At 69.8% G+C, this 18,009-nt stretch carries 19 protein-coding genes, 1 tRNA gene and 1 pseudogene; 14 read left to right on the top strand and 7 right to left on the bottom strand.

Translation table 11 applies throughout. The annotated features are described in order from the left end of the window. Positions 1–33 precede the first annotated feature (33 nt). Complete coding sequence (locus tag Q9R02_RS06380; RefSeq protein ID WP_305995830.1) at positions 34–870, bottom strand: oxidoreductase; 837 nt, start codon at positions 868–870, stop codon at positions 34–36. A 304-nt stretch (positions 871–1,174) separates the two neighbouring features. Between Q9R02_RS06380 and Q9R02_RS06375 the strand changes: the two genes are divergently transcribed. Next, positions 1,175–2,050 carry an SGNH/GDSL hydrolase family protein gene (locus Q9R02_RS06375; RefSeq protein WP_305995829.1) on the top strand — a complete coding sequence of 292 codons (876 nt, stop codon included), beginning with the start codon at positions 1,175–1,177 and terminating at the stop codon, positions 2,048–2,050. Continuing rightward, positions 2,047–2,607 (top strand): annotated as a pseudogene (locus tag Q9R02_RS06370) (SGNH/GDSL hydrolase family protein); the annotation flags it as partial. The gene Q9R02_RS06375 and the pseudogene Q9R02_RS06370, both read left to right, overlap by 4 nt. A gap of 248 nt (positions 2,608–2,855) precedes the next feature. Here the strand turns inward: Q9R02_RS06370 and Q9R02_RS06365 are convergent. Beyond that, complete coding sequence (locus Q9R02_RS06365) at positions 2,856–3,149, bottom strand: YciI family protein (RefSeq protein ID WP_305995828.1); 294 nt, start codon at positions 3,147–3,149, stop codon at positions 2,856–2,858. 51 nt (positions 3,150–3,200) lie between these two features. Between Q9R02_RS06365 and Q9R02_RS06360 the strand changes: the two genes are divergently transcribed. From Q9R02_RS06360 to rpsN, 5 genes are all read left to right on the top strand, one after another. Further along, entirely contained in the window at positions 3,201–3,719 is a 519-nt protein-coding gene (locus Q9R02_RS06360; RefSeq protein WP_305995827.1) for a MarR family winged helix-turn-helix transcriptional regulator, read from the top strand. Beyond that, positions 3,712–4,557 (top strand): SGNH/GDSL hydrolase family protein, encoded by an 846-nt coding sequence (locus Q9R02_RS06355; protein WP_305995826.1) that lies wholly within the window; start codon positions 3,712–3,714, stop codon positions 4,555–4,557. Before Q9R02_RS06360 ends, Q9R02_RS06355 begins: the two co-directional genes overlap by 8 nt. Before the next feature lie 309 nt (positions 4,558–4,866). Then, positions 4,867–5,103: a 50S ribosomal protein L28 gene (rpmB, locus tag Q9R02_RS06350; RefSeq protein ID WP_305995825.1), complete on the top strand. Its 237-nt coding sequence runs from the start codon at positions 4,867–4,869 to the stop codon at positions 5,101–5,103. Beyond that, positions 5,103–5,273 carry a 50S ribosomal protein L33 gene (rpmG, locus tag Q9R02_RS06345; RefSeq protein WP_066213893.1) on the top strand — a complete coding sequence of 57 codons (171 nt, stop codon included), beginning with the start codon at positions 5,103–5,105 and terminating at the stop codon, positions 5,271–5,273. The genes rpmB and rpmG overlap by 1 nt, the downstream gene beginning before the upstream one ends. Before the next feature lie 2 nt (positions 5,274–5,275). After that, a complete protein-coding gene (gene rpsN / locus Q9R02_RS06340) occupies positions 5,276–5,581 on the top strand; it encodes a 30S ribosomal protein S14 (protein WP_305995824.1) in 306 nt (101 codons plus the stop codon). 214 nt (positions 5,582–5,795) lie between these two features. Here rpsN and Q9R02_RS06335 read toward each other — a convergent pair. Further along, positions 5,796–5,866, bottom strand: a tRNA-Gly gene (locus tag Q9R02_RS06335). Between the two features lie 240 nt (positions 5,867–6,106). Here Q9R02_RS06335 and Q9R02_RS06330 point away from each other — a divergent pair. From Q9R02_RS06330 to Q9R02_RS06320, 3 genes are read left to right on the top strand one after another with little or no spacing between them, the layout of a single operon-like run. Beyond that, a complete protein-coding gene (locus tag Q9R02_RS06330; protein WP_305995823.1) occupies positions 6,107–6,556 on the top strand; it encodes an SRPBCC family protein in 450 nt (149 codons plus the stop codon). A 48-nt stretch (positions 6,557–6,604) separates the two neighbouring features. Further along, positions 6,605–7,180, top strand: coding sequence for a dCTP deaminase (gene dcd, locus Q9R02_RS06325; RefSeq protein ID WP_305995822.1), 576 nt, complete (start codon positions 6,605–6,607; stop codon positions 7,178–7,180). 2 nt (positions 7,181–7,182) lie between these two features. Further along, a complete protein-coding gene (locus Q9R02_RS06320) occupies positions 7,183–8,085 on the top strand; it encodes a homocysteine S-methyltransferase family protein (protein ID WP_305995821.1) in 903 nt (300 codons plus the stop codon). A gap of 28 nt (positions 8,086–8,113) precedes the next feature. Here the strand turns inward: Q9R02_RS06320 and kynA are convergent, their stop codons facing one another. Further along, positions 8,114–9,001, bottom strand: a complete 888-nt coding sequence (gene kynA / locus Q9R02_RS06315) for a tryptophan 2,3-dioxygenase (RefSeq protein ID WP_305995820.1) — start codon at positions 8,999–9,001, stop codon at positions 8,114–8,116. Positions 9,002–9,201: 200 nt separating this feature from the next. On the opposite strand from kynA, the gene Q9R02_RS06310 reads away from it, so the two are divergent. After that, a complete protein-coding gene (locus tag Q9R02_RS06310; RefSeq protein WP_342006894.1) occupies positions 9,202–11,826 on the top strand; it encodes an FAD-linked oxidase C-terminal domain-containing protein in 2,625 nt (874 codons plus the stop codon). A gap of 274 nt (positions 11,827–12,100) precedes the next feature. Here the strand turns inward: Q9R02_RS06310 and Q9R02_RS06305 are convergent, their stop codons facing one another. Further along, positions 12,101–12,991: a sigma-70 family RNA polymerase sigma factor gene (locus Q9R02_RS06305; protein WP_305995819.1), complete on the bottom strand. Its 891-nt coding sequence runs from the start codon at positions 12,989–12,991 to the stop codon at positions 12,101–12,103. A gap of 138 nt (positions 12,992–13,129) precedes the next feature. Here Q9R02_RS06305 and Q9R02_RS06300 point away from each other — a divergent pair, with 138 nt between their 5' ends. After that, positions 13,130–13,507, top strand: a complete 378-nt coding sequence (locus Q9R02_RS06300) for a VOC family protein (protein WP_305995818.1) — start codon at positions 13,130–13,132, stop codon at positions 13,505–13,507. Positions 13,508–13,641: 134 nt separating this feature from the next. Beyond that, positions 13,642–14,823 (top strand): low temperature requirement protein A, encoded by a 1,182-nt coding sequence (locus Q9R02_RS06295; protein WP_305995816.1) that lies wholly within the window; start codon positions 13,642–13,644, stop codon positions 14,821–14,823. A gap of 37 nt (positions 14,824–14,860) precedes the next feature. On the opposite strand, the gene Q9R02_RS06290 is transcribed toward Q9R02_RS06295, so the two are convergent. Continuing rightward, the gene (locus Q9R02_RS06290; RefSeq protein ID WP_305995815.1) at positions 14,861–15,367 is read right to left on the bottom strand and encodes a MarR family winged helix-turn-helix transcriptional regulator; all 507 of its coding nucleotides are present in this window, start codon (positions 15,365–15,367) and stop codon (positions 14,861–14,863) included. 155 nt (positions 15,368–15,522) lie between these two features. Here Q9R02_RS06290 and Q9R02_RS06285 point away from each other — a divergent pair, with 155 nt between their 5' ends. Continuing rightward, positions 15,523–16,809, top strand: a complete 1,287-nt coding sequence (locus Q9R02_RS06285; protein ID WP_305995813.1) for an MFS transporter — start codon at positions 15,523–15,525, stop codon at positions 16,807–16,809. A gap of 3 nt (positions 16,810–16,812) precedes the next feature. On the opposite strand, the gene Q9R02_RS06280 is transcribed toward Q9R02_RS06285, so the two are convergent. Next, positions 16,813–18,009 carry a cation:proton antiporter gene (locus Q9R02_RS06280; protein WP_305995812.1) on the bottom strand — a complete coding sequence of 399 codons (1,197 nt, stop codon included), beginning with the start codon at positions 18,007–18,009 and terminating at the stop codon, positions 16,813–16,815.

The raw sequence follows: 18,009 nt of genomic DNA, 5'->3' as shown, positions 1-18,009 counted from the left end.
CGGACCGGCCCCTCGCCGCCCCGGCGGTTCCCCTCACACGCCCACGCCGAAGGCCCGGGTGATGACGGCGTCGAACGCGCGGTCCGGCAGCAGCCTGCGGAGCACCGCCACCGGCTTGGCCCCGAAGCCGATCAGGTACCGGGTGCGTGGGCGGCGTGTGGTGGCCGCCTTCGCCACGGCGCGGGCGACGACGCCGGGGCCGGAGGTCATGCGGGCGCCGGGCCGGGAGGTATTGGCCAGGGTGGTCCCCACAGCGGCCGCCAGGGCGCTGTACGGGCCGTCGCTGGAGACGGCCTGCAGATTGCCCGCGGCGATCGCCCCCCATTCGGTCCGGATGGAACCCGGCTCGATGACCACCACGTCGATTCCGAACGGCGCCACTTCGATGCGCAGCGCATCGCTCAGCGCCTCCACGGCGAACTTGCTCGCGTGGTACCAGGCACCCAACGGGGCGGCGAAACGCCCGCCCATGGAGCTGATGTTGATGATCCGGCCCGAGCGCTGGGCGCGCATCTGCGGCAGCACCAATTGCGTCATCCGGGCCAGGCCGAGGACGTTGACGTCCAGCTGCGCCTGCGCCTCGCTCAGCGGAACTTCTTCCAGGGCGCCGTAGGATCCGTAGCCGGCGTTGTTGACCAAGACGTCGAGGCGGCCTTCCACCGCGATGATCTGCTCGACGACGGCGCGCGCGGACCCATCGTCGGTGACGTCCAGCGAGACAGTCTTCACGCCGTCGTCCGCCAGCGCTGTCATCCGGTCGACGCGCCGGGCGGCCGCGTAGACGGTGAAGCCGGCCTTCCGCAGGCTGTGCGCCGTGGCTTCGCCGATGCCGGAGGACGCTCCGGTGACGAGTGCGATCTTCTTCTCCATGGGGCTGCCTTTCTTGGTGGTTTCTGGCCCGCGAAGTATCGGACCGCTGGTCTTCAATCTAGGAGAGCGACGATGCTCCTGGGACTGCCAGCCGGCCGAGCCGAGGTCCCGAACCGTCAAGGGTGTCCTGCTGAGACAGTGGGTTTCCGCTGAAACAGTGGCTTAAACCCACTGTTTCAGCGGAAACCCACTGTTTCACCGGAGGGGGCCGCCGTGTCTGCGCGCAGTTCTTGCCCTCCGCGAATTCACCCTCCGGTTCCACCCGCGTTCCGTCCCCGTTCTTCAAACGGACTAGCCTGCCACTGTGACCGAGCGGAAGACCGTGCGCCGGTACCTCGCCCTGGGGGATTCCTTCACCGAGGGCGTGGGGGACCGCCACCCCTTCATGCCCAACGGCGTCCGTGGCTGGGCGGACCGCGTCGCGGAGAAGCTGGCCAAGGCCGAACCGGGCTGGGAGTACGCCAATCTGGCCATCCGCAGCAAGCGCCTGCGGCACATCGTGGACGAGCAGCTGGAACCCGCCCTCGCCATGAAACCCACCCTGATCAGCCTCTACGCCGGCGGGAACGACATCCTGGACCTCGGCACGGACATGGACCGGCTCCTGGAGGAGTACCGGGACCTGGTGGAGGAACTCGCGGGCACCGGCGCCCGGCTCATTCTCTTCACCGGCTACGACGTCAAGGTCTCCGCCCTCCTGGAACCCCTCAAGAAGCGCAACACGTACTACAACCAGCGCGTCCGCGAGATCGCCGAGGAGTTCGGCGCCGTCCTGGTGGACTACTGGTGCTTCGACGCCTACGCGGACCCCCGCATGTGGGACACGGACCGCCTCCACATGTCCAAGGCCGGCCACAAGTACCTCGCCGCCCGCGTCCTGGAGCAGCTCGGCGTCCCGCACCGCATCAAGGAGAAGGACTGGGACCCTTTGAGCCGCCGCAGCCTCCGCGAGTGGGAGGCCGCGCAGCGGCGTTGGGTCCACGACTGGGTCCTGCCGCTCTTCCGCCGCAAGCTCCGCGGCGTCACCTTGGGCGACACGCTGCAGCCGCGCTTCCCGGAACCGGTGAAGGTGCCGCGCAAGGGAGGTCTGCGCAAGCTGGTACGACGCCGGCTGGAGGCCGAGAAGCGCGGGCTCGCCGCAGCGCCGGGACTGGAGCCGGGGGAGCGGGACGCGGGATGATCCTGGACTCCGCCTCTCCGGTGCGATTCGTGGCCCTGGGCGATTCCTTCACGGAAGGCGTCGGCGACACGGCACCCGGACGCCCGCACGGCGTCCGCGGCTGGGCGGACCGCACGGCGCAGGAGCTCAGCCGCCTCGATCCGGCCACGCGTTACGCCAATCTGGCCGTCCGCGGCCGCCGCCTGGACCGCATCATCGCGGATCAAGTGGATGCGGCGCTCGCCATGAACCCCACCCTGGTGAGCTTCTACGCCGGTGGCAACGACCTTCTCATGGCCCGGCTGGACCTGCCGGCCCTCCTGCACAGGCTGGAACGCGCCGTCGTGCGTCTGCGGGAGTCCGGCACGCAGGTGCTGCTGTTCACGGGCTACAACGTGCCCCTCTCGCCGCTGCTGGAGCCGCTCAAGCTGCGCAACGCCGTCTACAACACGCGGGTCCGGAGGATCGCCCGGGAGCTGGACTGCCCGCTGGTGGACTACTGGTGTTTCGAACGGTTCCAGGACCGCGCGTTATGGGCCCCGGACCGGCTGCACATGTCCCCGGCCGGCCACGAATACATGGCCGCGAAGGTCCTGGAGGTGCTGGGTGTGCCCGGGCCGGCGGCGGAACCCGGCCCGGTGCCGCGGGACATCCCGCGCCTGGGCGCACGCCTGAGGGACGACGCCGCGTGGCTGCGCCGTGATTTCTCGCCGTGGCTGCTGCGCAAGGTGCGGGGAGTCTCCAGCGGCGATGCGCTCCAGGCCCGCTGGCCGCATCTCAGCCGGGTGGACCCGGAGACGGGCCTGCCGGCGGAGGAACGCTTCGCCTACTCGGTGACGGGCAACAGCGCCTCGTACCCCTCGGCGACGCGGGTGGGCACGAACTCTTCGATGTCGAAGGCGGCCACGCCGTTGACGTTGAAGGGGTCGCGCTCCACGGCGGCCTGGACCTCCTCCAGGGTGGCGGTGGACAGGAGGATGCCGCCGGTGCGCGGGGATTTCCGGCCGGAGGCCACGAACAGGCCCTTCGCGTAGCCGTCGTTCACCCACTCCATGTGGGCCGGGCTGTGGAATTCCACCACGTCAAGCGGGACTTTGTAGCTCAGAGACACCACGATCATGCCTCCAGGGTAGGCCGAACACTGTCCGCGCGCCGGACTAAACTCTCCTGTATGACGGACGTGCGGTGGCTGAATCCTGCCGAACGGCGTGCCTGGCTTGCCCTGGTGAGCATGAGCACGCTGCTCCCCGCCGCCCTGGACACGGATCTGAACGGCCGGGGCCGGCTTTCCCTCTTCGACTACAACGTGCTGGCAATGCTCTCCGAATCGCCGGGCCGGTACCTTCCCATGAGCGAACTCGCCGCACGCACCTCGGCGTCCCTCTCCCGGCTGTCCCATGTGGTGACCAAGCTGCAGGGCAGGGGCTGGGTGGAGCGCGAACAGCATCCGCAGGACGCCCGCGTGACCGTCGCGCACCTGACGGATGAGGGGCTCGCCACGCTGGAACGCCTGGCCCCCGAGCACGTGGGCGTGGTGCGCGAGCTGGTGTTCGACGCCCTGGACGAGCAGGACGTGGAGGATCTGGCGCGCATCGGCGAGCGGATCGTGGCGCGGCTGAACGATGAGCACTGGATCCTGCGTGAGAACCACGATCTGCGCTCCCCGGACGGAGAGGGGCGGCATGCCTGACTTCACCACCCGTTACGTCGCCCTGGGCGATTCCTTCACGGAGGGCGTGGGGGACGTCGACCCCGCGCGGCCCAACGGCGTGCGCGGCTGGGCCGACCGCCTGGCGCTGCTGCTCGCCCAGGAGTCCATGAGCGACGACGGCGGCACCGCCGCTGCCGGGGACGCTGCGGCTTCCAGCGCGGTCGGCTATGCGAACCTGGCCATCCGGGGGCGGAAGATGCGAGGCATCCTGGCCGAGCAGATCGAGCCGGCGCTCGCGCTGAAGCCCACCCTGGTGACCCTGTACGCCGGAGCGAACGACATCCTCCGCCCGCGCATCGACGTGGACGCGCTCCTGGCCGAATACCGGCGGGCCGTAGCCCGGCTGCGGGACTCCGGGGCCGAAGTGCTGCTCTTCACAGGCTTCGACGCCCGCTCCTCCAAGGTGTTCGGGACCATGCGCGGCCGCACCGCGGTGTACAACGAACTGGTCCGGGGCATCGCCGAGGACCTGGGTGCGCGCGTGGTGGATTACTGGCGCTTCGACGAATACCACGACTGGCGGTTCTGGGGTGAGGACCGCATGCACATGTCCGCCCTGGGCCACGGCAATATGGCGGAGCGCGTGTTCCACCGGCTGACGGGGCGCCAGGTGCCCTCCGCCACCGCGGGCCGCTTCCAGGCGCCGGAGCTCCCGGCCCTTCCTCCGGTGCCGCGCCTGGACCAGCTCAAGGCGAACGCGGAGTGGACGCGCGCCGAAGCGCTCCCCTGGATCAAGCGCCGGCTGACCGGCACCTCCTCCGGTGACGGGCTCAGCCCGCGCTACCCGCAGCTGGTGGACGCCGCGACGCTGGGCTGATCCGACGCTGGGTGAGTGAAAAGCGCGGCCCGGGCCGCCGTCGTCGTGCGCTTGAACCGGTTCCAACACGCCGATTGGCCTTAATTGACGGGCGTCGGTAGACTTGATAGGCGCTCAGTTGTGTGAAGTGTGCCTGATTGCTCCGGCTTGCAGCGGACCTAACGGTCTAGCTCGCCGGTAGTTAGGGGCTCAAGTCAGCCATTTCTCTTTTCGCCGGATACGTCCCTTACGGGGACGTGTGTGCGGACGCAGCGGCGGCGCCCGGGATGGAACACCGTCCCGTGTTCGCAAAACATCGAGGAGTCGATCATGGCAGCACACTGCCAGGTGACTGGGGCCGAGCCGGGCTTCGGGCACAGCATTTCGCACTCGCACCGCCGCAACAAGCGTCGGTTCGACCCGAACATCCAGAAGAAGCGCTACTGGGTTCCGTCCCTGCGCCGTAACGTCACCCTTCAGGTGTCCGCCAAGGGCATCAAGGTCATCGACCAGCGCGGCATCGATGCTGTCGTCGCTCAGATTCTGGCTCGTGGGGTGAAGCTCTAATGGCAAAGAAGGACAAGGACGTACGTCCGATCATCAAGCTGAAGTCCACGGCCGGCACGGGTTACACCTACGTCACCCGCAAGAACCGTCGTAACGACCCGGACCGTCTGGTCCTGAAGAAGTACGACCCGGTTGTCCGTCAGCACGTTGAATTCCGAGAGGAGCGCTAAAAATGGCTAAGAAGTCCAAGATCGCTCGCAACGAGCAGCGCAAGGTGATCGTTGAGCGTTACGCGGCCAAGCGCCTCGAGCTCAAGAAGACCCTGGTCGACCCGAACGCCACCGATGAGGCCCGCGAAGAGGCCCGCCTGGGCCTGCAGAAGCTGCCCCGCAACGCCTCCCCGATCCGCGTCCGCAACCGCGACGCCATCGACGGCCGCCCGCGTGGCACCTTCCAGAAGTTCGGCATCTCCCGTGTCCGCTTCCGCGACATGGCCCACAAGGGCGAGCTGCCGGGCATCACCAAGTCTTCCTGGTAAGACCGTGACCCTCTGAGGGTCTGCTTGCCTGAGGCTGAAAAGGCCCCCTCCGCGAGGAGGGGGCCTTTTCGTGTCTGTTCTCCACGTTGAGTGCTCAGTTGTGGTGGGTTCGAGGGCGAAAATGCCGCCACAACTGAGCACTCAACGCACGACGACGGCGCGCGGCCGGGAATGCGAAAAGGCCCCCACCCGGTGAGTGAAGGCCTTCCATCGGAGCGGGCGACGGGAATCGAACCCGCGTATCAAGCTTGGGAAGCTAGCGCTCTACCATTGAGCTACGCCCGCGTCGCTTCACCCGTATTAGGGGGTGAGACGGAAGCCAGCTTAGCGCAGCATCCCGGCCTGTGCGAATCCGCACCCGCGCCCCCGCCGTCGGCCCTTCACCTCATAACCATTCGGTCACACCTGCCCGCCAAAGCTGGTTGAAGCTGAAAGTGAACCGTAGTCTTTTTGTGCTCGCGACCTGTTTTCACGGTTCGCGATGGCTCAACAGGAAAGCTGGCTCAACAGGAAAGGGGACCGGCCGTGGTTCACGCTTCGCGCGACGTGCTGGTCCACTGTGATGCCCTCACGGTGTTCGACTTCCTGGCCGACGGCGCCAACAACCGGCTGTGGCGCGAGGGGCTGCGTTCCGTGGTCCTGCGAGGCGGGGCGCCCGGCAAGGTCGGCGCGGTCTACCAGCAGTCGTACTACCCCGGCCAGAGCAGCATCATCCCCGGCACCTACCGCATCACCAACTCGCGCAGCGGCGCCGAGCTGGAGTTCTCCGTGCTGTACGGCCCGGTGGGCGCTCGTGGCGGTTTCTACCTGAGCACCGAGGGCGACTCGACCCGCGTCCGCTATGCCCTCGACTTCACCCCGCGCGGTCTGCGCCGCTTCTACTGGCGCGATTCCCACCGTCTCCTGGAGCAGGAGGTCTTCCAGGTGGAGCGCCTCAAGGCCGTCCTGGACACCCCGTCCCAGCAGGTCGCCTGACCCTCCCGCCTTTCGTCCGCCGCGGCCCCGTACGGTATTTTTGACCCTGTGCTGATCTCTGACCGCGACATCCGGACCGAACTCTCGTCCGGGCGGATCTCCCTGGACCCCTTCGACGCCTCCATGGTGCAGCCGTCCAGCGTGGACGTGCGGCTGGACAAGTTCTTCCGGCTGTTCGACAACCACAAGTACGCGCACATCGACCCGGCGCTGGAGCAGCCCGAGCTGACCCGCCTGGTGGAGGTGGACCGGGACGAGCCGTTCATCCTGCACCCGGGCGAGTTCGTGCTCGGCTCCACCTATGAGACGGTCACGTTGCCGGACGACATCGCCGCCCGCCTGGAGGGCAAGTCCTCCCTGGGCCGTCTCGGACTGCTGACCCACTCCACGGCCGGCTTCATCGACCCCGGCTTCTCCGGCCACGTGACTCTGGAACTCTCCAACGTCGCCACCCTGCCCATCAAGCTCTGGCCCGGCATGAAGATCGGCCAGCTCTGCTTCTTCCGCCTGACCTCCGCCGCGGAGCACCCCTACGGCTCCCAGGAGTACGGCAACCGGTACCAGGGCCAGCGCGGTCCGACCCCCAGCCGCAGCCACCTGAACTTCCACCGCACGGACATCTGAGCATGACCGTCACCCTCCTGGACGGCGGCATGGGCCGCGAACTGGCGCGCCGCGGCGCCCCGTTCCGGCAGCCCGAGTGGTCCGCCCTGGCCCTCATCGAGGCCCCGGAGCACGTCCAGGCCGTCCACCGCGACTTCATCCGCGCCGGTGCGCGCGTGGTGACCACCAACAGCTATGCGCTGGTGCCTTTCCACCTGGGCGAGGAGCGCTTCGCCGCCGACGCCGGGACGCTCGCCGCACGGGCCGGCCGTCTGGCGCGCGCCGCCGCCACGGCAGCGCACGACGCCGGCGTGGCCGGCGTCCGCGTGGCAGGCTCCCTGCCGCCGCTGTTCGGCTCCTACCGGCCGGATCTGTTCGACGCCGCCCGGGCACAGGAGGTGCTTGCGCCACTGGTCGCCGGGCTGGCCGAGCATGTGGACGTCTGGCTCGCGGAGACTCAAAGCTCGATCGTGGAGGCCCGCACCATCCGGGCCGGGCTTCCCCTGGACGGCAAGCCCTTCTGGCTGTCCTTCACCCTCCGCGACGACGACGCCGGCGGACCCGCCGTCCTCCGCTCCGGTGAGAGCGTGGCGGACGCCGCCGTGGCCGCCGTCGAACTCGGTGCCGCCGCCCTGCTGTTCAACTGCAGCCGGCCCGAGGTCATGGGCGCGGCCCTGACCGAGGCCCGGACCGCCGTCGAACGGCTCGGGGCGCAGCTGGAGCTGGGCGTCTATGCCAACGCCTTCCCGCCCCAGCCCGAGGACGCCACCGCGAACGACGGGCTGGACGAGCTCCGCGAGGACCTGGACCCGGTGGGGTACCTGGCCTGGGCGGAACGCTGGCAGGAGCAGGGCGCCGGGCTGATCGGCGGCTGCTGCGGCATCGGCCCGGAGCACCTGGAGGCGCTCCGGGACCGCCTGGGCTGAGGCCTTCCGTTTACCCGGCCTTCCGGTCTCAGGAACCGATCTCGGTCCGGACCGCGTACAGCTCCGGGAAGAACGTCAGGTCCAGGGCGCGCTTGAGGAAGTCCACGCCGGAGGAGCCGCCCGTGCCCACCTTGAAGCCGATGGTCCGCTGGACCGTGCGCAGGTGGCGGAAGCGCCAGGCCTGGAAGTTGTCCTCCACGTCCACCAGGTCCTCGCACGCCTCGTACAGGCCCCACGGGGTGTCCTCGGCCTCATAGATCTTCTGGAACACGGGCACCAGGTCCTTGCGGAAGACCCAGGGCTCGCTGACGTCACGGTCCAGGATGTCCAGCGGGATCGCGTAGCCGGCGCGGGCCACGAGGGCCAGGAACGCGTCGTAGAGCGTGGGCTCGGCCAGGAGCCCGCTGAGCAGGGCGTGCGCCTCCGGATCGCTTTCGAAGACCTTGAGCATCCCGCGGTTCTTGTTGCCCAGGAGGAACTCCACGGCACGGTACTGGTGCGACTGGAAACCGGAGGAGTTCCCCAGGAAGCCACGGAACTGGGCGTATTCGCGGGGCGTCAGGGTTCCCAGCACGCTCCACTGCTCCGTCATGGTGCGCTGGATGGCCTTGACCCGGGCGATGCACTTCAGGGCCTTGCCCAGGCTGTCCTCGCCGAAGAGCCGCCGGGCCTCCAGTAGCTCGTGCAGGACCAGTTTGAGCCAGAGCTCGCTGGTCTGGTGCTGGATGATGAACAGCAGCTCGTCGTGATGCTCCGGCACACTGACGGGGTGCTGTGAGCTGAGCAGCCGCGGAAGGTCCAGGTAGCTGCCGTAGGACATCGAATGCCGGAAGTCGGTGTGCACCGTCTCCTCGATGGGCCGGACGCTGCGGGGTGAATGGTCCGGGGTGGTGCCCGAAGGCGAGGTGTTCTCCATAGCACTGACGGTAGCCCCTCCGGCGGCCGTTGAGTGCTCAGTAGTGGTGGCTTCCGGCCGGATCATCCCGTCACGACTGAGCACTCAACGGGGCGGAGGGGTGGAAGAGCGGAAGGAGGCCCGACCTTACTATGGTCAGACCACAGGGTGGTCGGCGTGCCGCGCCGTTTCCCCGCCCCGCGAGTGGAAGGACGCCGTCCATGAGCCGACCCTGGAAAGCACCCCGGAGTGCCACCGCGCCGCCGCCCGGCCTCGCCGCTGAGTTGGCCACCCTCCTGGGCGAGCAGGCCGTCAGCACCCGGCCACTGGACAGGTACGCCCGCGCCCATGACGCCTCGCACTACCTGCTGGTGCCCGACGTCGTCGTCACGCCTTCCAGCGACGCGCAGATCGCGGGCCTCCTGGCCGCCTGTGCCCGCCGGGGCGCGCCCGTCACCTTCCGCTCCGGCGGCACCAGCCTCTCCGGTCAGGCCATCACAGACGGCGTGCTGGCGGACACCCGCCGGAACTTCGGCGCCATCGAGGTGCTGGAGAACGGCGCAGCGGTCCGCGTCCAGCCCGGAGCCACGGTGCGCGCGGTCAACGCACGTCTCGCCCGCTTCGGCAGGGCGCTCGGGCCGGACCCGGCCAGCGAGATCGCCTGCACCGTCGGCGGCGTGGTGGCCAACAACTCCTCCGGCATGCACTGTGGCACGGAGGCCAACACGTACCGGACGCTGCGCTCGATGCGCTTCGTCCTGGCGTCCGGCACCATGATCGACTCTGCCCTGCCGACGGCCAGGGCCGAATTCGCGCTCCGCGAGCCGGACCTCCACGAGGGCCTGTTGCGCCTGCGCCGCCGGATCCACGCCTCCGCGGACTCCGTGGCCACCATCCGGCACCAGTTCTCCATGAAGAACACCATGGGGTACGGGATCAATGCCTTCCTGGACTTCGAGGATCCGCTGGACATCTTCACCCACCTGGTCATCGGCTCCGAGGGAACCCTGGCGTTCGTGGCCGAGGCCGTGTTGGGCACCGTCCCCGTCAAGACGCACGTCACCACGGGCCTGCTGGTGTTCCCGGGCGTCCGGGACGCCGCGGGCGCCGTGCCGGGGCTCGTGGCCGCCGGCACGGACACCGCCGAGCTCCTGGACACCGTCTCCCTGCGGGTCTCCTCCCGCCTGCCGGGCTGCCCGGAGGAGATCACGTCGCTGGACCTGAGTTCGCCCCGCCAGAACCCCGCCGCGCTCCTGGTCGAGTTCGCGGCGGACGGCCCGGAGGAGCTGGACCAGCGGGAACGCGACGCGGAAGGCCTCTTCGCAGGCCTGGGGCTGGTCCGTCCCGTCCGCATGACCCAGCACGCGGGCGAACGCGCCGCCCTGTGGAAGGTCCGCAAGGGCCTGTACTCCACCGTGGCCAGCGCCCGGCCCTCCGGCACCAACCAGCTCCTGGAAGATGTGGCCGTCCCCGTGGATCGCCTGGCCCGGACCACGGAGGACCTGGGCGCGCTCCTGGCCCGGCACCATTACCGGGAGCCCGTGATCTTCGGCCACGCCAAGGACGGCAATCTGCACTTCATGCTCAACGAGGACTTCGGCGGCGGCACGGACACCGGCCGCTACGAGGAGTTCACGGAGGACCTGGTGGATCTGGTGCTCGGCGCGGGCGGCACTCTCAAGGCCGAGCACGGCACGGGCCGCATCATGGCGCCGTACGTGCGGCGTCAATTCGGGGACGAGCTGTACCAGGTGATGCAGGAGATCAAGCGGCTCGCGGACCCGCACGGCATCCTGAACCCGGGCGCCGTCCTCTCCGACGACCCGCGCTCCTACCTGGACCACCTCAAGACGGCGCCCACGGTGGAGGAGGAAGTGGACCGCTGCGTGGAGTGCGGCTACTGCGAGCCGGTCTGCCCCTCCCGCACCCTGACCCTCACCCCGCGCCGCCGGGGACGAGGACCTCGCCCGGGCCATCATGGACGGCTACGACTACAGCGGCGTCTCCACCTGCGCCGCGGACGGGATGTGCGGCACGGCCTGCCCCGTGGGCATCAACACGGGCGATCTGGTCCGCCGCCTGCGCGCCCAGGAGGCGGGCGCCGTCGAATCCGCAGCCTGGAACGGTGCCGCGCACGCCTGGGGCGCCGCAAGCCGCGCGGGCGGCGCGGCTCTCAGTGTGGCGAAGGCCCTGCCCGCGGCGCCCGTCGAAGGTGCCACGGTGGTGGCCCGGAAGCTGCTGGGCGACGGCATCCCGGCGTACGACGGCGGCCTGCCGGGCGGCGGTGCGCGGCGTCCCGTGCGGGACGACAACCGGGCGGAGGCGGTGCTGTTCTCCGCTTGCATCGGCACGATGTTCGGCCCGGAGGAGGGCGGCCACACCGGGGGCGCGTCGGGTGCGTTCCTGGAGCTCTGCGAACGGGCGGGTGTCCCGCTGAGGACGCCGGAGGGGCTCGGCTCGCTCTGCTGCGGCACCCCCTGGAAGTCCAAGGGCATGACGGCCGGCTGGGAGCACATGCGCTCCCTGGTCATCCCGGCGCTCCTGAAGGCCGCCGACGGGGGCAGGCTGCCCGTCGTCGTCGACGCGTCCTCCTGCGCGGAGGGGCTGACCGTCATGCTGCGTTCCGCCGCGGAGGGGGAGGGGCTGCGCGTGGTGGACGCGGTGGAGTTCGCGGCGGGGCTTCTGCCGCGGCTGCCGGTGCGCACGCCCGTGGAGTCCGTGGCGCTGCACCCGACGTGTTCCGGGACCGTCGCCGGGACCACGGCGCAGCTGCAGGCGATCGCCCGGCACGTTTCGGGGGACGTCTTCACCCCACTCGACGCCGGATGCTGCGCCTTCGCCGGTGACCGCGGCCTGCTGCACCCCGAGCTGACCGCCGCGGCCACCGTTCCGGAGGCCGCCGGGATCGAGGCGGCGGAACGGGAACGGGGCCGGCCGTTCACCGAATACGTCTCCTCCAACCGGACCTGCGAAATCGGCCTCACCCGCGCCACGGGCCGCCCGTACCGCCACATCCTGGAGCTGCTCGCCCGCGCGACGCGCTGACCTTCTCCGTTGAGTGCTCAGTTGTGGCGGGATATACCGCCTGGAAGCCACCACAACTGAGCAGTCAACGCGCAGTCAGGCCGTCAGGCGGTCCAATTCCTCCCGGTCCCCGATCAGGCGGACGGCGTGGATGACGCCGCCACGCAGCTGGAACGTGAACGCCACCTGGACCACGCCGCGGTACTGCCACACCAGGCCCGGCTCGCCGCCCAGCATCGCGAAGCGCGCGGCCTTGGCCTTGCCGTTGAAGAATCCGGACACCTCGTCGCGGCCCAGCTTGAGGGCGGGGGAGCCCATCGCGGCGGCCGCGTCGTCCGAGGTCATGACCACCTCGGGGTCCAGGAGCTTCACCAGGGTGGCGAGGTCGCCGCCCTTGGAGGCCTCCATGAAGGCGAGCACGACGTCGCGCGGGGCCCGCGCGGTGGCGTCGCCGGCGTCGTCGTCCGCCTCCGTGGTGACCATGGGCGCCTGCCCGCGCACGCGCCGTCGGGCACGGCTGGCCAGCTGCCGCGCCGCGGCGGAGGTGCGGCCCGTGGCGGCCGCGACGTCCTCGAAGGGGGCGCCGAACAGGTCGTGCAGGACGAACGCCACCCGCTCGGCCGGGCTCAGCGTGTCCAGAACCACCAGCAGTGCGACGCTGAGGGAATCGTCCAGCTGGGCCTGTTCCTCCGGACCCGGAATGGCCTCGTCCAGACGGTCGGCGAGCTGCTCGGCGAGCGAATCGCGCCGTGCCTGGGAGCGCAGCGCGTCCAGGCAGATCCGGCTGACCACGGTGGTCAGCCAGGCGGGCAGGCTCTCGATCTCCGGCTCCGCCGTGCGGGCCAGCCGGAACCAGGCCTCCTGGACGGCGTCCTCGGCGCCGAGGGGCCCGGATGCCCCGAGGATCCGTGAGGCGATCCCGATCAGGCGGGGCCGCTCGTGCTCAAAACGCGTGGCGAGCTCCAGCTCGTTCTCCATGGTGTTCATGCCCTTCTGACGTTTCAGCGCACGCCGATGTGACCGCACTTTTCGGAACAATCCCCGTGGCCATGTCACATTCGCGGCGGCACCGGCGTCAAGAGGGTGAATGCGGGAAACGCCCGTATCGGTTTCAAGGAGTTTCCAATGCGCTACGCCAAGAGCATGTTCTACGTCTCCAACGCCAAGGACGTCGCCGAGTTCTTCACCGCCGCCTTCGGGTTGAAAGCACAGGTGTACGGGGAAGGCTATGCGGAAGTCGCCACGGGCGACACCAAACTGGCCTTCGGCACCCTCGAGGCCGCCGGGAATCACCTGCCCGGCCAGCCGCTGGCGGCCGCGGAGGCGGACCGCATCACCGGTGTGCTCAGTTTCGTGGCCGACGACGTCGACGCGGCCTTCCAGCAGGCCGTCACCGCGGGTGCCGAGACGCTGCGCGAGCCGGCCGACCGCGAATGGGGCCAGCGGGCGGCCTTCGTGCGCACGCCCGGCGGGCTGGTGCTGGAGCTGGGGAATTTCGCCTGAAAAGCCACCGGCCGTGGTTCCCACCGTGCGTGGCGGGGACCACGGCCTACGTATGCCCTCCTACGGCCGGGCTTCTCCCGCGGGGCGCCAGGTGGAATACTCGCGCCCGTGACCACTGAATCTGAGGAGAAGCGATGACCGCGGAACAGCTCGGCCTGCGGCCCATGCGCGCCCGCGATCCCCGGGAGGCGTTCCGGGCCGCCAGCCCGCTGGAACTGTTCTTCGACCTGGTCTTCGTGGTGGCGGTGTCCACGGTCTCCGGGCAGCTGCACCACTTCTATGCCGCCGGTGAGGCGGCGGCCGGGGTGGGCGTCTATGCCATGGTCTTCTGCGGCATCTGGTGGGCGTGGATGAACTTCACCTGGTTCGCCACCTCCTTCGACACGGATGACTGGCTCTACCGCGTCCTGACCATCCTCCAGATGGGCGGGGCCCTGGTGATGACGGCGGGCATCGCCCAGGCCATGGAGCACCAGGACTTCCTGGTGATGACCCTCGGCTACGTCATCATGCGCATCTCCATGGTGCTGCAGTGGCTCCGGGCCGCGTTCTCCGACCCGGCGCTGCGGTCCACCGCCCTGCGGTACGCGGGCGGCATCACGCTGGTCCAGGTCTTCTGGGTGGCCCGCCTGGCGCTTCCGGGCCAGGGCGGGATCCCGGTCTTCCTGATCCTGATGGCCGCCGAGGTCATGGTGCCCGTGCTGGCCGAGCTGTCCCGGAACACCCCGTGGCACCCGCAGCACATCGCGGAACGGTACGGCTGTTTCACCCTGATCGTGCTCGGCGAGTCGATCCTGGCCTCCACCACGGCGGTCATCGACGCCGCGGGTCACCAGAACCGCTCGGAAGCGCTGCTCCCGCTGGCCGGCTGTGCCCTGGTCCTGGCCGCCGGTATGTGGTGGGTCTACTTCTCCCGCGAGCATCACGAGCACTTCGGGAACATGCGGGACGGGTTGATGTTCGGCTACGGGCACTACGTGATCTTCGCCGTGGCGGCGTCCTTCTCCGCGGGCATCGAGGTGGCCATCGACGTCGTCTCAGGGGAGTCCGCGCTGAGCACCGCGGCGGCCGCGGCCACCCTGACCGTCCCCGTGGCGCTCTTCCTCGCCACCACGTGGTTCATCACGCTGCGCAAGTCGCTGCCCCGGAACCTCAGCGTCGCTTTCCTGGGCCTGACCGCCGCGCTCGCCGCGTGCGCCCTGGTCCCCGGCGAGACGACGGTGGGCGCCACCGTCGCGGCCGCCGTCGTCATGGTCCTGCTGGTGGTCCTGCTGGAACTGCCGTCCACCGTGGCGGCCTCGCGCGGTGAGGACTGAGAGCGCTGCCCTGGGGCGTACGACGGCGCGCGGAACCTCAGGCGTCGACGTCGTCCAGGCGGGCGATCACGACCTCCAGGAGGCGGGCGAGCTCGGTCACCTCGGGCCGGCTGAGGTCCTTCAGGACGTCCGATTCCACCACATTGGAGCCCTGGATGGCCAGGGTGAACAGCTGCCGGCCCTCCTCCGTCAGGCTCACGAACACACGGGTCCGCTTGCTCTGATCCGGGGTGCGCTCGATCAACCCCCGCTCCGCCAGCTTGTCCAGGCGGTGCGTCATGGAGGACGGTGCCACATTGCCCAGATCCGCCAGCTGCGTGGGCGTGAGGGGCTCCTTCGCCTTGACGAGGGCCGTCATCACGCCCCACTCGCCGGCGGAGAGGTCCAGGTCCGCAAGCTGCCGGGCGTACCACTGGTCCAGCTTCCGGCTGAGAGACTGCACGGCCGTGATGACCCGCTGCACGGTCTCCTCGCCGCCCGCGGAGACGTACGCCGCGACGCTCTTGCGGTGCTCTTCCTGGGCGCTGGACTGCTGTGCGGGCATGAAAATCATCCTCCCACGGTTCTTCCATCTGATAATATTTCGACATCGAAATATTAGACGTCGAAATAGAAGTGATGCCGCTCTCATCCTGACCGGGGAGGGTGGCCGCACTTCGTTCAGCAGGCGTCGTCCACCGGATCCAAGGGGGTGCCCTCATGCGCGCGAAACTGCTCATTCTCGCGTCCGCCATCGGTTCGCTCGGCTGGGGAGCCGTGCTTCCGTACCAGTACGCGTACGCTGCGGACACGCGCGGCTGGGGCGCTCTGACCGCAGCCGGTGCCTCCTCGCTCTTCTCCCTCGGCGCGCTCGTCGCCTCGCCCCTGGCCGGACGACTGGCGGACCGCTTCAACCCGGTGGCGGTGACCGTCGTCGCACAGCTGTTCGGCGCCGTCGCGGTCGGATCACTCATGTTCGTCCAGAGCCCCGTGCCGTTCCTGCTCGGCATGCTCGCCTTCGGACTCGGGCTGTCCGCGTCCGTGCCGGCCAAGCAGGTCCTGGCGCTGCAGTGGTCCTCCAGCGGCGACCGCCGCAAGGTCTTCGCCTACAAGTTCACCGGTGAGTCCCTCGGCATGGCCGCGGGCGCCTTCCTGGCCGGCCTGGTGGTGGACCTGGGGCGTCCCGACGGTCTGGCCGCCGGCTTCCTCATGGCGGGCGCCGGTTTCGTCATCTCCTCGGCGCTCATCGCCGTCGCGGGATGGCTCCCGGCGCAGGTGGCCGCCGGCGCGGAGCTGGAGAGCCCGGACTTCCCGGACGAGGCCCCCGGCAGCGGCCGCGGTGCTCTGAGGACCATCTTCGCCACCCCGGCGATGCGCTGGACCGCCGTACTGACCATCGCCCTGGCACTGGGCTTCTACGCCCAGTTCGAATCGGGCCTCCCCGCCTACGCCCTCACGGTGCTGCACGCCGAACCGTCCGTGATCGGCACGGCCGCCGCGGTGAACTGCCTGGTCATCGTGGCGCTGCAGCTCGTCGTCGTGCGCCTGACCGCCAAGCGTTCCGCGCCCGTCCTGCTCATGGCCGTGGGCGGCGTGTGGGTCCTGTCGTGGCTGATCCTGTCCACGGCGCAGTTCCTGCCGGGTGTGGCGCCCGCGCTGTTCGTGTTGACATACGGCGTGTTCGCTGTGGGTGAGACTGTCTACAGCCCGGTGCTCAGCCCGCTGACGGCGTCGCTGGCACCCGCGGGCATGGTGGGGCAGACGCTCGGCGTGGTCGGTGCGCTGCAGACGGCGTTCTCCGCCGCCGGCCCGCTCATCGCGGGTCTGCTGCTCGGTTCCGGCCTGGGCGACGTGTTCCTCGGCATGCACCTGGCGTTCAGCGTGCTCGCGATCGTGGCCGCCTGGCGCATCCGCGGGCTGCTGCGCGGGAAGTCGACGGTGATGGACGACGCCGCCGGCCCGGCCGCCGTCGCGCCTTCCACCGGGCGGGACGCGGTCACCGCCTGAGGCTCAGGTGGCTCCACCCGCGTTCGCCACGGCCGCCTTGCGCGGGCGGATGAACGGCTTGGCCCAGGTCTCGATGTAGCGGGCGATGAGCGGCCCCAGGACGGCCATGATGAGCACGTAGGACGAGGCCAGGGCGGCGAGCTGCGCCGGCACCGCACCGGAGGTGACGGCGAGGCCCGCGATGACGATCGAGAACTCGCCACGGGCCACCAACGCCGCCCCGGCGCGCACCTTGCCCGGCTTGCCGATCCCGGCACGCCCCGCGGCCCACCACCCCGTCACCATCTTGGTGAGCGTGGTGACCAGGGCCAGCAGGAGTGCCCAGCCGAGCACCGGCGGGATGGTGGTGGCGTCCGTGCTCAGGCCGAACGCCACGAAGAAGATGGCCGCGAACAGGTCCCGCAGCGGTTCCAGCATCCGGGTGGCGTTGTGCGCCGTGGCGCCGGAGATCGCGATGCCCAGCATGAACGCGCCCACCGCGGCGGACACCTGCAGGGCGGAGGCGATGCCTGCCACCAGGAGGGCCGCGCCCAGGACGGTCAAGAGGAACACTTCCGCGTTCTCGCTGTGCACGATCGCGGAGACCCGGTGGCCGTGCTTCATGGCGACCAGGAGCACCACGCTGATCACGGCCAGCGCGATCGCCACGGCCTGCAGCCCGCCGAAGAACCCGACGCCGGCCAGTGTGGCGGTCAGGATGGGCAGGTAGACGGCCATGGCCAGGTCTTCGAACACCAGGACGGAGAGGACCGTGGGCGTCTCCCGGTTGCCGAGGCGGCCCAGGTCCGTCAGGGTCTTGGCGGCGATGCCGGAGGACGAGATGTAGGTGACGCCCGCCATCACCAGCGCGCCCACGGGGCCCCAGCCGAGCAGGAGAGCGACGGCGGCGCCCGGGATGGCGTTCAGGACGGCGTCCATCACACCGGCTTTCCAGGACTTCTTCAAGCCCGTGAAGAGCTCGTCCGCCGTATATTCCAGACCGAGCATCAGCAGCAGGAGGATCACGCCGATCTCTCCGGAGAGGTGGCTGAAATCGCGGATGCCGCCCAGCTGGATCACGCCGCCTGCGCCGAAGCCCAGGCCGCCCAGCAGGTAGAACGGGATGGGGGACATGCCGATGCGCCCGGCGAGGCGGGCCAGGAGGCCGAGGACGAAGACCACGCCTCCCAGCTCGATCAGGGTCAGGGCGAGCTGGTCCAC

The organism is Arthrobacter horti (assembly GCF_030731045.1).
Taxonomy (GTDB): Bacteria; Actinomycetota; Actinomycetes; order Actinomycetales; family Micrococcaceae; genus Arthrobacter_E; species Arthrobacter_E nanjingensis.
This window is presented reverse-complemented; position numbering and strand designations above follow the sequence as displayed.

Coding starts and splice junctions, on each gene's coding strand:
- Q9R02_RS06380 (WP_305995830.1), bottom strand. CDS start 870: ATGGAGAAGAAGATCGCACTCGTCACCGGAGCGTCCTCCGGCATCGGC.
- Q9R02_RS06365 (WP_305995828.1), bottom strand. CDS start 3,149: ATGATCGTGGTGTCTCTGAGCTACAAAGTCCCGCTTGACGTGGTGGAA.
- Q9R02_RS06360 (WP_305995827.1), top strand. CDS start 3,201: ATGACGGACGTGCGGTGGCTGAATCCTGCCGAACGGCGTGCCTGGCTT.
- Q9R02_RS06355 (WP_305995826.1), top strand. CDS start 3,712: ATGCCTGACTTCACCACCCGTTACGTCGCCCTGGGCGATTCCTTCACG.
- rpmB (WP_305995825.1), top strand. CDS start 4,867: ATGGCAGCACACTGCCAGGTGACTGGGGCCGAGCCGGGCTTCGGGCAC.
- rpmG (WP_066213893.1), top strand. CDS start 5,103: ATGGCAAAGAAGGACAAGGACGTACGTCCGATCATCAAGCTGAAGTCC.
- rpsN (WP_305995824.1), top strand. CDS start 5,276: ATGGCTAAGAAGTCCAAGATCGCTCGCAACGAGCAGCGCAAGGTGATC.
- Q9R02_RS06320 (WP_305995821.1), top strand. CDS start 7,183: ATGACCGTCACCCTCCTGGACGGCGGCATGGGCCGCGAACTGGCGCGC.
- kynA (WP_305995820.1), bottom strand. CDS start 9,001: ATGGAGAACACCTCGCCTTCGGGCACCACCCCGGACCATTCACCCCGC.
- Q9R02_RS06310 (WP_342006894.1), top strand. CDS start 9,202: ATGAGCCGACCCTGGAAAGCACCCCGGAGTGCCACCGCGCCGCCGCCC.
- Q9R02_RS06305 (WP_305995819.1), bottom strand. CDS start 12,991: ATGAACACCATGGAGAACGAGCTGGAGCTCGCCACGCGTTTTGAGCAC.
- Q9R02_RS06300 (WP_305995818.1), top strand. CDS start 13,130: ATGCGCTACGCCAAGAGCATGTTCTACGTCTCCAACGCCAAGGACGTC.
- Q9R02_RS06295 (WP_305995816.1), top strand. CDS start 13,642: ATGACCGCGGAACAGCTCGGCCTGCGGCCCATGCGCGCCCGCGATCCC.
- Q9R02_RS06290 (WP_305995815.1), bottom strand. CDS start 15,367: ATGCCCGCACAGCAGTCCAGCGCCCAGGAAGAGCACCGCAAGAGCGTC.
- Q9R02_RS06285 (WP_305995813.1), top strand. CDS start 15,523: ATGCGCGCGAAACTGCTCATTCTCGCGTCCGCCATCGGTTCGCTCGGC.